The sequence below is a fragment of the Pseudomonas sp. AC211 genome, from assembly GCF_979258055.1.
The window spans coordinates 1,614,077-1,626,931 of sequence record NZ_OZ409830.1; the positions used below are offsets into that span (position 1 = coordinate 1,614,077).

The following is a 12,855-nucleotide window of genomic DNA, read 5'->3' on the forward strand; positions in this document are numbered from 1 at the left end:
CTTGAACCTGCAAGCCCGACGCGGGGTCTATGCTTGTCACGCACTTTCAGGGAGCGAAGCGTTGTCCAGTCAGCCCACGTTCATTGCCACATTCTTTCTCACGCTGCTGCTTGCCAGCCCAGCCACGCCCGCGACTACCACTACACCGACGCCCATTTGCACTACGTCGATTTCTTCCAGGAAACCGAGGGCATGCCGGCGTTGCTAAAACAGATGGACGCAAACCGCGTCGACCACGTGATGATCGCCGGCATCCCCTTGGCCAAGAAATGGCACGAAGACGAACCCAAGCGCCCCCGTTATTACGCCGGCGATGACGCCGATGCCTACTGGTACAGCGCCACCGATTTCTACGTCGCTGCTGCGTTGGGCGAGCTCAGCCCCAAACAGCGCGAGCGCTTCCACCCGTTTTTGTCCGGCTTTAACCCAGTGGATAAAAACGCCGACGCCCATATCGCACGGATGCTCAAGCTGTACCCCGATTTCTGGCAAGGCATCGGCGAGGTGTTCACCCGCCACGATGACCTGACAGCTATCACTTCCGGTGACACGCCAAGGGCCAACAACGAAGCCATGGCGCGCGTCTATCACCTGGCCGCCGAGCATGATCTTCCGGTGCTGCTGCACGGCAACATCACCTCCAAGCGCGAGAAAAATCCGCTCTACCTGGCCGAAATCGAAGAGCCGCTGCGTAACCATCCGCACACGCGGTTCATCTGGGCGCACGCCGGCACGAGCATGGAACTGCACCGCCATCAGACCAAGCTGGATTTCGTGCTGCCGACGCGCGCAACGCATGCTCGAGGCGTACCCGAATTTGTATATCGACCTGTCGTGGAGCGTCTTGCACCCGTATTTGCTAGACGAGCAGGGCAAGCCGGATGCCGATTGGGTGGCGCTGGTTAAACGCTACCCGGAGCGTTTTATGCTCGGCTCCGATGTGGTGGGCAAGTTCGACAACGTGGGGAAAGAGCTAAGCGGCTTCGACCCGTTTCTCGATGCGCTGCCGGCCGACGTCGCGCAGAAAGTTGCCCGCGATAACTTTCTTGCCGTGCTGCCGCGAAATCTGAAACAGCCGGCGCCGTAACGCGGCACTGTCATCAGTCTGTCATTGCATGGTCATAAGCTCGCGCCATCCAAAACTAAGGAGCGCGACATGCAAGTCATCCGTAAGAGTTCGTTGGCGGCGTTGCTGCTGTGTGCAGTCAGCCAGTTGGCCCAGGCCGAAGTGCGGGTCGAAGGCCCGGTTGAGTTCGGCATTTTCGAAACCACCGCCACCGACCTGCAACCGGGCGAGCGCGTGCTGACCCGCAGCAAACAAGCGATTCAGCCGACGGATGTGATTCCCGCCAAGCTCGGCACCAAATTCGGTATTCGCTACACCCTGGCGAACAAGAAAATCGACGACACGCCGCTGACCCTGCTGTACCTCACCCCCGGCATCCAATCCGCCGATGGTCGCCACGACAAACTGGTGGTCGAGCAGAAGCTGGTGGTCGGCGCCCCGCAAGACGTAATGGCATTCGAGTTCAGCGAATACAACGAATTGGTAAAAGGCGACTGGCATTTCATGGTCTTCCAGGGCGACCGCCTGCTAGCCGAAAAGCGCTTCACCGTGCAGTAAATTTCCCCGCTCCACCGAGCCCGAAGCCGCCGTACTCACCAAACACGCCGTCATCCCCGCGCAGGCGGAGATCCAGGCTGCCGCCCGCGTAAAGCCCTCGAAATTCCGTACGCATTCCCCACAACCAGCTAATTTCTTCCCACCAGTTGGCAGCGAGGCAACACTTTGTTACTTTGCCTGCACTATCGTACCAACTCGAAACGTGTGCGCCAGTCACGGTGACGCCACCAGGGACGATGGAGTTTCTGTTGCAGGTCGCAGTTGCGTGCGCGCCGACCTTCAGCAGCCGAGAGATGAATAAAAAACAGGGTGGCCATTAGCGCTGCCCAAATAATCTTGGCGTATAGGGAGCGTTGTCGATGAACACACGTGTGTGCGGTTCCAACGGAAAGGGGCGCCCATGGCGGGCGGGGGCAACGATGGCGTTACTGCCATTGCTGGTGGCGGGGGCCGCGCAGGGCGCTGAGTTCAGCTTTGCCGACAACGAAGTAACTGGCTCGTTGGACACCACCCTTTCATACGGCTCAATGTGGCGCGTGCAAGGCCGCGACAAGGGCAACGTCACCGACATCAACGCCGACGACGGCAACCGCAACTTCGACACCGGCCTGGTTTCCGAAGTGTACAAAGCCACCTCCGACCTCTCGGTCAAATACCAGAACTACGGCGCGTTTGTGCGCGGCACGGCGTTCTACGACACGCAGATCATGGACAAGCGCAACGACTATTACGACACCACCGGCGGTGTCGAGCGCCCCAGCCAGAACTTCCCCAACGACAACGAATTCACCGAAGACACCCGCCACAACGCCGGGCGCAAAGCGCAGATTCTCGATGCGTATCTGTATGGCAACTGGGACATCTACGACAAACCCCTCGCCGCCAAAGTCGGCCGCCAGGTATTGAGCTGGGGCGAGGGCGTGTTCTATCGCGGTGGCGTGAACACCATTAACCCGGTCGACGCGGCCAAATTCCACCTGCCGGGCTCCGAGCTCAAAGAAGTATTGGTGCCGATGGAAGCCTTCAGCTTCAACGTCGGGCTGACCGACGATTTGTCGATGGAAGCGTTTTATCAGTGGAAATGGAAAGAGACCCAGCTGGACCCAGCGGGTACGTATTTTGGTGATACGGACCTGTTCGCGGAGGGGGAATACGGCGTATACGGACAACGCGGACCTGGCGCCGCTGATGCCGCTATACACCTCGTTTCTCGGCGTAGGCGGATTAGGTGCGGGGGCTTTTGGTCCCAACTCCTACCTGAATGAACAGACCACCGTGTTTAAGGTTGCCAATATCGGCAAAGACATCGAAGCCGATGACAGCGGTCAGTTTGGTGTGTCGTTCAGGTACGTGGCCGAACAGCTCAACTCTACTGAATTCGGCTTTTACTTCGTCAACTACCACGCCAAAGAGCCACAGATTGCGATAGATCTTTCGGGATTCGAGGGCGTCGATCTCAATACCGTAGGCGGTGCACTCGGCAGCTTCGGCCTAGCGCCTGAGTTCGCGGGCGCACTGGCTACCTTTGATATGGCCGGGAATGCCCAGGCGCGTCGCGACTATGTTGAAGACATCCGCATGTACGGCTTCAGCTTTAACACTACGCTGGGCGATGCCTCGTTCTCCGGCGAACTGGCGTATCGGCCGAACGCGCCAATCAGCATTGCCGCGACCGACGACTTGCTAGGTGACCTGCTCATCCAGGGGGTTAACGGTTCGCCATTGGTAGACAGCGCGATAGCTGGCGGCGAAGGCGTGCGCAGCGGTTGCAGGCAAACAACTGTGCCGCTCGCAACTCTTCGAAAACTACCAGCGCGCCGAAACTTACAACATCTCGCTTTCCACCATTTACAACTTCGGCCCCATGGTCAGCTTTGACTCGGTCATGGGCGTGGCCGAAGTGGCCTCTGGCAACACATCCGTGGCAGCAGCTTGAAATACCGCGCCTATGACGGCAGCACGCGCAAATTCGCCAGCACCACCGACAAGGCCTATGTCGACCCTGAAAACGGCGACTCCGACCAGATTACCCGCGACAGCTACGGCTACACCTTGCTGGTTTCCGGCACCTGGAACGACGTTTACGCCGGGGTGAAGTTGGCGCCGTACGTGGTTTACCAAGACGACTTCCAGGGCAACTCCGACCGCACCGGCAACTTTATCGAAGGCCGCAAGGCATACACCCTGGGCATGGACGCTACCTACCTGAACGCCTTCGAAGTCGGGCTGCAGTACACCGAGTACTACGGCGCCGGCCGCAATAATTCCATGCGCGACCGTGACAACGTGTCGTTAAGCGCCAAGTACTCGTTTTGATGCCTGACAGAATTCTGGAGAACCGTGCATGTTGAACAAAAATTCACTGCTGCTCGCCGCCATTCTGCTGGCCGTCGGCACCACCGATAGCCTGGCCGGCGTTTCTGCACAGCAAGCCGCCACGCTGAAAACCACCCTGACGCCGCTAGGCGCTGGAGAAAGCCGGCAATGGCGCCGGCACCATTCCCGCCTGGACCGGGGGCATGACCCAGGCGCCGGCCGGCTACAAAGGCCCTGGCGCGCACCACGTCGACCCGTTTGCCGGCGAGAAGCCGCTGTTTACCATCACCAAAGGCAATCTGGAACAGTACAAAGCCAGCCTCACGGCGGGGCAGATCGCCTTGTTCAACGCCTACCCGGAAACCTTCCAGATGCCGGTGTACCCCACGCACCGCACCGGCTCGGCGCCGCAGTGGGTGTACGACAACACCTTCAACAACGCCACCAGCGCCAAAGTGCTGGACGGTGGCAATGGCTTTGCCGACGCCTATGGCGGCACGCCGTTTCCCATTCCGCAGAGCGGCGTTGAAGCGGTGTGGAACCACATCGTGCGGTATCGCGGCACCTACGTGATTCGCCGCTCGGCCGAGGCGGGCGTGCAGCGCAACGGTCAATACTCGCTCGTGACCTCGCAGGACGAAGCGCTGTTTCGCTTCTACAACCCCAAGAGCAACTACAGCGAACTGAACAACACCTTGTTCTATTACATGACCTTCACCACCGCCCCGGCGCGCCTGGCCGGCAATGGTGCACTGGTGCAGGAAATGCTCGACCAGGTCAAAGAGCCGCGCCAGGCCTGGGGCTACAACCCTGGCCAACGCCGCGTGCGCCGCGCGCCGACCTTGGCCTACGACACGCCAATTGAATCGTCCGATGGCCTGCGTACTGCCGATGACACCGACATGTACAACGGCGCGCCAGACCGATACGACTGGACCCTGGTCGGTAAAGGAAATCTACATTCCCTACAACAACTACCTGCTCACCAGCCCGGCGGTGAAATACGACGACTTGCTAAAGCCCGGCCACATAAACCCGCAATACGCGCGCTATGAACTGCACCGCGTATGGGTAGTGGAAGGCAAATTGAAAGCGGGCGCGCGGCACATCTACTCCAAACGCACGCTGTTCCTCGACGAAGACAGCTGGGGCGCGGCGGTAGTCGATCAATACGACGGGCGAGGGGAGTTGTGGCGCGTGTCCATGGCCTACCTGAAAAGCTTCTACGAGCTGCCCACCGTATGGACCGCGCTGGACACCTTCCACGACCTGCAAGCGCGGCGCTACAGCGTGCAATGGCTCGACAACGAAGAACCCGGCACCGCCGACTTCAGCAAGCCCTCGCCAGACGACGCCAACTTCAGCCCCGCCGCCTTGCGCCGCAAAGCCTCGCGCTAACCGCAGCGAGCAACCTGTGGGAGCGACTTCAGTCGCGATGCTCTTGCTCTAAAAAAGCATCGCGGCTAAAGCCGCTCCTACAGGTTATTGCCGACGCTGCTAATCAATCGCCGCGGTATTCGCAGCCGCTGGTGCAGGTTTCGTGAATGCGTACGCGCGACAGCTCGGGCAGCAGGGGTTTGAGCTGTTGCCAGATCCACTTGCTGAGCACTTCGCTGGTGGGGTTTTCCAAGCCGGGAATGTCGTTGAGGTAGTTGTGATCCAACTGCTCGTACAGCGGCTTGAAGATCGCTTTGATTTCGGAGAAGTCGCGGATCCAGCCGGTGTACGGATCGACGTCGCCTTCGATGTAAATGGCAACGCGGAAAGAATGGCCGTGCAGGCGCCCGCATTTGTGCCCGTCAGGCACGTGGGGCAGACGGTGTGCGGCTTCGAAGATGAATTCTTTAAACAGTTCCACGACGTAACGCTCTGAGAAGGGAGGGCGGCAAAAACAGCCGGCGAGTCTAGCAGTTCGGCCCAGGCTTTACCCATAGCGAGCTTGTCTCGCCGGTCATGAAAGTGCCTTACGCCTTCAGGTTCAGGCGCTTGGCCAGGCGATTGAGGTTGGCGCGGTCCAGGCCCAGCTCCGCGCCGCGCCGGCCCAGCTTCCCTGATGACGCGCCAGGCAGGCGCTGATCAGTTGGCGTTGATAGTCGTCGAGGTGCTGGCGTAAATCGCCCACCGCACCCTCAGCGGCTGGCACTTCCAAGGTCTGGCCCAGCGCAGCGGGCTGGGCGTCGGGCAAGGCCAGGTCGGCGGCGTTGAGGCTGAGGAATTCGTGGCCGTTCGCGGCACGCTGCCAGCGCTTTGAGCGAGGCGCGGCCGATCAAATGCTCCAGCTCGCGCACATTGCCCGGCCAGTCGTACGCCAGCAATGCCGCCTGCGCATCAGCCGCCAGGCGCAGGCTGCGCAAGCCCAGGCGCGGACGGTTGTCTTCGAGGAAAAAACCCGGCGAGCAGCAACACATCGCGGCCCGTTCGCGCAACGGCGGCACCCGCAGCGGATACACGCTCAAGCGGTGATAAAGGTCAGCGCGGAAACGACCGGCGCGCACCTCTTCGGCCAGGTCGCGATTGGTTGCCGCCAGCACCCGCACATTCACGTGGTGCTCTTTGTCCGACCCCACGCGTTGCAGTTGCCCGCTCTGCAGCACCCGCAGCTGGCTGGCTTGCACCGGCAACGGCAGTTCGCCCACTTCGTCGAGAAACAACGTGCCGCCATCGGCCAGCTCGAACTTGCCGCGCCGCTCGCTTACCGCCCCGGAGAACGCGCCGCGCACGTGGCCGAACAGCTCGCTCTCCACCAGGGTTTCCGGCAAGGCGGCGCAATTGAGGCTGATCATCGGCGCCTTGGCGCGCGGTGACTGCGCGTGAATGGCCTGGGCCACCAACTCCTTGCCGACACCGGTTTCGCCGCTGATCAACACGCTCAGTTCGCTGTTGCCGACCACCGCAATCTCTTCCACCAAACGCTTATGGGCGGGGCTCTGACCGATCATTTCTTTGGTCTGCGCCTGGGCCGCCGCCTGTTTGTAGACCTCCGGCGAGTTGGTGTTGGTCGTGGGCATCGCGGGCCAGATGGCTGATGCGCTCGCCCGCTTTCACGGTGGCCGCCGCCAAGCTGGAAAAGGCCGCCAAGGTGTTCAGGTCGGCGGGGCTGAAGCAGGCGGCGTCCAGCGCGTCGAGCGTCAATACGCCCCACGGACGGTCGTCGAGGTACAGCGAGCAGCCCATGCAGTCGTGCACTTCCAGATGGCCGTGCACGCCTTCGACCAAGCCGTCATACGGGTCGGGCAAATCGCTGTCGGCGGCGAAGTGTGCGGGCTCGCGGTTTTCCAGCAGCGCTTTTAAACGCGGGTGCTCCGCCACTTTAAAGCGCCGCCCCAGGGTGTCGGCGCTCAAACCATGAACGGCCAGGGGCACCAGTTGCTCGCCTTCCAGGCGCAATAACGCAGTGGCGTCGCACGGCAACAGGTCGCGCAGGGCGTCGAGCAAACGGCGGTAACGCTCGCTCTCCGGCAGCTCACGTGACAGGTCGGCCACCAGAGGAAGAAATGCATTGAGCAGCGAAGTGGCGGTCATAACGACCCTCTTTGAGTCGTATGGACTCGTGTCATAACGACTTTAAGTTTTGGTAAGTCATTGAAAATAAACGGCTAAAAAGGTGGCACGAAAACTGGAATGTTCAGCTGGCGAAAAACCCTACCACAGCCTAGGGAAAGAACTCATGCTCACTGCCCCGCAAACCGCTTTGATCAAAGCCACCGTGCCGCTGCTCGAATCTGGCGGCAGAAGCGCTGACCACGCATTTCTACGACACCATGCTGCGCGACTATCCGCAGGTGCGCCCGCTGTTCAACCAAACCCACCAAGCCAGTGGTGCGCAAGCCCGGGCGCTGGCCAATGCGGTGCTGATGTACGCCAAGTTTATCGACCGCCTGGAAGCCCTGGGGCCGCTGGTGGGGCAGATCGTGAACAAGCACGTGGCGCTGCAGATTCTTCCCGAGCATTACCCCATCGTCGGCACGTGCCTGCTCAACGCCATTCGCGAAGTACTGGGCGCGCAAGTGGCGACCGACGAGGTGATTGATGCCTGGGCCGCCGCGTACGGGCAATTGTCGAACCTGCTTATGGGCATTGAAGAAAACATGTACAGCGCCAGCGAGCAGGCTGAAGGCGGCTGGCGCGGTGGTCGGCAATTCCGCCTGGCGCGTAAAGAAGCGGAGAGCGAAGAAATCACCTCCTTCTACTTTGTGCCGGCTGACGGCGGGGCGCTGATGGACTTCGTGCCGGGCCAGTACATCGGGTTGCGCCTGGTAATCGACGGCGATGACCTGCGCCGCAATTACTCGCTGTCCGCCGCCCCGAACGGGCGCGACTACCGCATCAGCGTGAAGCGTGAGCCAGGCGGGCGCGTGTCGGGTTACCTGCACGAACGGGTGCAAGTGGGCGACAGCCTCGAACTGTTTCCACCGGCGGGCGCGTTTATCTTGCAGGCGTCTGACAAGCCGCTGGCCTTGATCACCGCCGGCGTTGGCATCACCCCGGCACTGGCCATGTTGGAACAGGCGTTGCCCAGTGGCCGCGAGATTCACTTTATTCATTGCGCACGGCATGGCGGGGTGCATGGGTTTCAGGCGTGGCTGGAGACAAAGGCGCAGGACTATCCGCAGCTCAAACGCTTCTACTGCTACAGCGAGCCGCGTGAAGAAGACCAGCACATTGAACAGGGCTTTTTGACCGAAGAGCGCTTGGCCCAGTGGCTACCCGAGAGCCGCGACTTCGACGCCTACTTCCTCGGCCCGCAACCGTTTATGGCCCACGTGAACCGCAGCTTGCGCGGTTTGGGGGTGCCGGCGGAGCAGTGTTATTACGAGTTCTTTGGGCCGGCTGGGAAGCTGGAGTAATGCGTTCGGCTCGAAATTCTGGGTTCCCGCCTGCGCGGGAACGACGGGGTTTTAAGCAAGCCGCCACGTTCCGCTCCCTCTGCCCGCTTGCGGAGAGGGCTGGGGTGAGGGTTTTCAACTCGGTCAGGGCGTGCGAATCCGCTGCAATTCCCCATTCAACCAATCGGCCGACGGTTGCTGCTGGCCGTTGCAGTCGACGCTGTAGGCTTTGCCGCTGATGCTGCTGCCGGTAGCCGCGCGTTTGATGAAGTCTTCGCTGCTGTCGACCAGGCCTTTGTTTTCCAGGTAGTCGAGCTTCTGCTGCAGGTGCATGCGCGCTTCCTTACCGTCGTAAGCACTGCCGTTGCGGATAAAACTGCAGCCGCTGTTCTCGACGAACACCAGCAATTTGTCTACTTCGCCACGGCTCTGCGCGCTTAGTGCTGCGTGGGTTTCAGTCGCTGCAAGCAGGCAGCAGCTGATGCAGATAATCCGCCACATAGGTGTGAAAGCCACCATCGTTCCAATACTCCATATGACTCAAAGGGGTGTGCCGTTTGTACCAGGGCCCTACGGCCATGGCACGGTCTTCGTACACCACGTCGGCGTAGTTCGGCAGCGGACGCAAGGGATAGCCCAGTGCATCCGCCGGTGCATAAAGGTTAAGCCAGCGCGCCCGTTCGCGCACGGTCGGGCTCAGGCAATTGCCAGGAAAGCGAATCGGCAGCACCGGGTTATAGGCGAAGGTGAACAGCGGAATATTGCAGCCAAAGGTGATCAGCCCCGCCAGGGTTTCCAAGCCCAGGAAGGGGTCCAGTGGGCAACTGGGCGTGGCATTCAGCTGCTGTTGGTCCCAGGCGTAATTGGAAAAAATATGTCCACCCAGCGAGTGCGCCAACACCACCAGCGGCGTGTCGGCGTCCACCTTGGCGCGCAGCGCTTGCAGGCCCTGACGCACCGTTTGGTGCACTTGTTGGTAGGTGGTGTCGTACGCTTCGCTGACCTTGCGATAGCCGCTGGCATCGCCGAGAAAAAGCGTGACAGCACGGCGCAGCCAGCGCCAGGTCACCGGCTCGGCTTTGAGCTTTTCCAGGTAGGCAAATTCGCGGTCATCCAGCACGTCGGCCCAGTACAGGCTCTGAAATGCCACTTGGTCCGCCTGATCGCCGAGGCGCAAGCGCAGTTGACTGATCAGGCCCTGAGCGAATACGTGGTAACCGTCGCTGTTGAACTGCGCGGGCTGGGTGCCAATGCCGTGAATGATGGCAACTGCAAGCTTCATGACCGGTCCTTGGTATTGCTCGGAAATTTCCCTGTGCGTTTTACAGCGCCAGCAAGCGCTCGCCAAGTTCGTTGCCATCAACCAGTTCGAGGAACTCATCGCCCATTCGCCGGCTCGCGTCCATCGCGGTGCGCCAGTAGCGTTCGCGCCCGGCGTCGTCACCAAGGAAACGGGTGAAGTCTTTGCGGTCGGGCAGTTTGCCGAACGGCAGTTTGGCCAGGTATTCGCGCGACGGCGCCAGCAGCAGCACGTTTTGCAGGCGCACGTTATCGCCCTTGCGCCACGGCAGGCCTTTGTCGAACCAGCCGGGAATGACTTTGTCGGTGAAGTGCGGATACAGCACCACGTCATCGCCGCTGTAGGGCAGGTCGAGGTGGTAATCGAGCAAACCGCCGTCGCGGTAGGTGCCCGCGCCAGCGCCGGGAATATCGCGCACGCCTTCCATCACCATAGGAATGGAGCCGGAGGCGAGCAGGGCGTGGCGCAAGTTGTTCACGTCCAGGTGCAGCAAGCGCGAGGGGAAGTCGCTGAGGGCGCTCAGCGGCGGCTGGTTGCGGGCGTCGTGCAAAATTACCCGCTCGAAATGGCGCGACAGGCGCGGGCGGCCGAGCAGGTTGTTGCCGATTACCGACGACAAGCCCAGCCCCAGCGCGCCACGGCGGTCGTGGGCGAGCAAGCCGAGGCTGCGAACCACCATGATGTTGAGGCTGTAGTGGGGATTATTGAGGACGTGATCGTCCTGGCCTTCAAGCAAGTCGTCGAGCATGCGCACGCAGCTCTGCGTCACTTGCGCCATGGTCACGCCCTTGGCGAAACGCTGCTGGGTATACAGCTCGCCCAGGCGCTGAATGCCGGCCGCCGCGTCAGGCAGACAAGCACTGGCGAAGCGCCAAGAGCCGATGGAAGCACCGATCAGCGCGCGTTGACGCGGTGCGCGTGGCAGCCAGTCGCCGAACAGCGCCAGGTCCAACCCTTGAATGCCCAACGCCTTCGGACCGCCCGCGGCGCCCGGCAGAATGCCCACGTCAGCTGGCGCCAAGCCACGCTCACGAATTCGCGCCAAGGCTTTGCTGCCGGCTTTAAGGGTCAGGGCGGGGGACTTGATTTGGATCGCGCTCATGTAGGCCTCCATCACGCAAGGGCGCGATTATAGAGCGGTGAGCGGTAAGACCAAGGAGGTTTTGTTGTGTGAATGTGGGGGTAAAGCGTGGGGGTGTAACAAAGCACGTGGTGATCCCGGCCGGCGTCATTCGCGCGAAAGCCGCGGTTCGACGACTCGGAACTCGAATGATCAGAGGTAAGCACTTGCCTGCGAAATTCTGGATCCCCGCGTGCGCGAGGATGACCGAGGTTGGAATAAGAGCACCGTCATCCTCACGAGCGAGGTCGTCCGACGATTCGGGTCCAGCGTGCATCAATTGACTTGCTAGCTCTGGATCCTGAATCGTTGGGCCGCCGTGCTCGCGAGGATAACGGCGGCTTAGGACCAACAATCAGAAACGGTACGAAACCTGAGTACCGAAACCGTGCGCGCTGTTTTCGTAGGTGGCGCGGTACGAGCCTTTCGCCGGGTCGGTGTCGTTGACTTTGGTGTCTTCTTCCCACAGGTAGGAGTAGGCCAGGTCAACGGTCAGGTCCTGAGTCGGGTTCCAGCCCACGCCAAAGCTCACAGCCGTGCGATCGCCGGTAGGGATGCGTGGCGAACGGTCGGCGTTGTTGGTCGGGCTCTGGTCGAAAGCCAGGCCGGCGCGCAGTGTCCATTGCTTGTCCAGCTTGTAGGCGGTGCCTACGGCGTAGCCCCAGGTGTCGTGCCAGTTCTGGTCTTCGGTGATGGTGGAGAAACGGCTTGAAGCGGCAGAAGAAACGCCTTCGTTCTCGATGGTGATTTCTTTCAGACGGCTCCAGCGAGTCCATGTGCTGCCTGCGTAGACAGTCCACGAATCGTCAATTTCGTGGGTGATCGACGCGTCGACCGATTCCGGCGTGGTCAGGTCGAGTTTGGCGTCGTACTCGCCGTAGGCATTCAAGAAGCCGCCCAACACTGCGTTACTGCCAGACACTTCGGTGTCACCTTCCAGCTTGTATTTCACCTTCGAGTGATACGTCACGCCCGCACGGGTCTGCGGAGTGAACTCATACAGCACGCCAATGTTGTAACCGAAGGCGGTGTCGTCGCCTTTCACTTCCACGCGGCTTTCGCTCGGGTCCAGGCCTGGAACGCCGGAAACCGCACTCTCCAGCTTCCCGCTAATGCGGTTGATAGTCGGGCCAAAACCCACCGACAGCTGATCATTCACACGGAAGCTCACGGTCGGCTGCACCGTGACCACTTTCACTTCGCTGTAGTCGCCGAACTTACGGCCCTGGAAACCGCCTTCGTAGTCGGTGATGAGGCCGAACGGGGCGTACACGCCGACGCCAAACGCCCATTGCTCATCCACCGGGTTCACGTAGTAGCCCATGGGCACGGCAGTGAACGGCACCATGTCGCCGTCGTTGCTGCCGGAAGTGGAACCGCTGGCGTGCTTGATGTCGGTTTTGGCGGAGATGGCCGCCGCGCCAACGCTGACTTCCTGGCGTTTGAGGCGCGACATGCCGGCAGGGTTGCCGAACAGGGTGGTCGCATCTTCGGCCGAGGAGGAGCGCCCAGCGAAGGAAGAACCCATGCCGCTGACACTTTGTTCGTTAAGGGCAAAACCGCCAGCCAGGGAGTAGCTGGAAGCGGCAGAAATAGTCAGGGCTAGGGTGGTCTTGAACCAGGCGTGTTTCATGGAATAGTCCTGTTGTAATTGTGTACGGGTGGCGGA

Annotated in this window: 6 protein-coding genes and 5 pseudogenes; 5 read left to right on the top strand and 6 right to left on the bottom strand. The window is 60.9% G+C overall.

What is annotated here, in order from left to right; all coding sequences use genetic code 11:
• Positions 1-90: 90 nt before the first annotated feature.
• The 4 genes and pseudogenes from ACZZZP_RS07820 to ACZZZP_RS07835 all read left to right on the top strand — a co-directional run bounded on the left by ACZZZP_RS07820 (position 91) and on the right by ACZZZP_RS07835 (position 5,338).
• A pseudogene (locus tag ACZZZP_RS07820) lies at positions 91-1,087 on the top strand (amidohydrolase family protein).
• Between the two features lie 69 nt (positions 1,088-1,156).
• Complete coding sequence (locus ACZZZP_RS07825) at positions 1,157-1,624, top strand: DUF3859 domain-containing protein (RefSeq protein ID WP_122497125.1); 468 nt, start codon at positions 1,157-1,159, stop codon at positions 1,622-1,624.
• Positions 1,625-1,983: 359 nt separating this feature from the next.
• Positions 1,984-3,940: pseudogene (locus ACZZZP_RS07830) on the top strand (DUF1302 domain-containing protein).
• Positions 3,941-3,968: 28 nt separating this feature from the next.
• Positions 3,969-5,338, top strand: a pseudogene (locus ACZZZP_RS07835) (DUF1329 domain-containing protein).
• A 103-nt stretch (positions 5,339-5,441) separates the two neighbouring features.
• Here the strand turns inward: ACZZZP_RS07835 and queD are convergent.
• Both queD and norR read right to left on the bottom strand, forming a co-directional pair.
• A complete protein-coding gene (queD, locus tag ACZZZP_RS07840) occupies positions 5,442-5,798 on the bottom strand; it encodes a 6-carboxytetrahydropterin synthase QueD (protein WP_122451187.1) in 357 nt (118 codons plus the stop codon).
• A gap of 106 nt (positions 5,799-5,904) precedes the next feature.
• Positions 5,905-7,462 (bottom strand): annotated as a pseudogene (gene norR, locus ACZZZP_RS07845) (nitric oxide reductase transcriptional regulator NorR).
• A gap of 145 nt (positions 7,463-7,607) precedes the next feature.
• Between norR and hmpA the strand changes: the two are divergent.
• Positions 7,608-8,787, top strand: a pseudogene (gene hmpA, locus ACZZZP_RS07850) (NO-inducible flavohemoprotein).
• A gap of 123 nt (positions 8,788-8,910) precedes the next feature.
• Here hmpA and ACZZZP_RS07855 read toward each other — a convergent pair.
• From ACZZZP_RS07855 to ACZZZP_RS07870, 4 genes are all read right to left on the bottom strand, one after another.
• Positions 8,911-9,267 (bottom strand): YfeK family protein, encoded by a 357-nt coding sequence (locus ACZZZP_RS07855; RefSeq protein ID WP_206000774.1) that lies wholly within the window; start codon positions 9,265-9,267, stop codon positions 8,911-8,913.
• On the bottom strand, positions 9,221-10,048 hold the full coding sequence (locus ACZZZP_RS07860) for a hypothetical protein (protein WP_122497135.1): 828 nt from the start codon (positions 10,046-10,048) through the stop codon (positions 9,221-9,223). Before ACZZZP_RS07860 ends, ACZZZP_RS07855 begins: the two co-directional genes overlap by 47 nt.
• A 40-nt stretch (positions 10,049-10,088) precedes the next feature.
• Complete coding sequence (locus tag ACZZZP_RS07865) at positions 10,089-11,168, bottom strand: patatin-like phospholipase family protein (RefSeq protein WP_463382336.1); 1,080 nt, start codon at positions 11,166-11,168, stop codon at positions 10,089-10,091.
• A 373-nt stretch (positions 11,169-11,541) separates the two neighbouring features.
• Positions 11,542-12,819, bottom strand: a complete 1,278-nt coding sequence (locus ACZZZP_RS07870) for an OmpP1/FadL family transporter (protein ID WP_463382337.1) — start codon at positions 12,817-12,819, stop codon at positions 11,542-11,544.
• Positions 12,820-12,855: the final 36 nt, after the last annotated feature.

Excerpts from the sequence above, each read along its gene's own strand:
- ACZZZP_RS07825 (WP_122497125.1), top strand. The coding sequence starts at position 1,157 with ATGCAAGTCATCCGTAAGAGTTCGTTGGCGGCGTTGCTGCTGTGTGCA.
- ACZZZP_RS07855 (WP_206000774.1), bottom strand. The coding sequence starts at position 9,267 with ATGTGGCGGATTATCTGCATCAGCTGCTGCCTGCTTGCAGCGACTGAA.
- ACZZZP_RS07860 (WP_122497135.1), bottom strand. The coding sequence starts at position 10,048 with ATGAAGCTTGCAGTTGCCATCATTCACGGCATTGGCACCCAGCCCGCG.
- ACZZZP_RS07865 (WP_463382336.1), bottom strand. The coding sequence starts at position 11,168 with ATGAGCGCGATCCAAATCAAGTCCCCCGCCCTGACCCTTAAAGCCGGC.
- ACZZZP_RS07870 (WP_463382337.1), bottom strand. The coding sequence starts at position 12,819 with ATGAAACACGCCTGGTTCAAGACCACCCTAGCCCTGACTATTTCTGCC.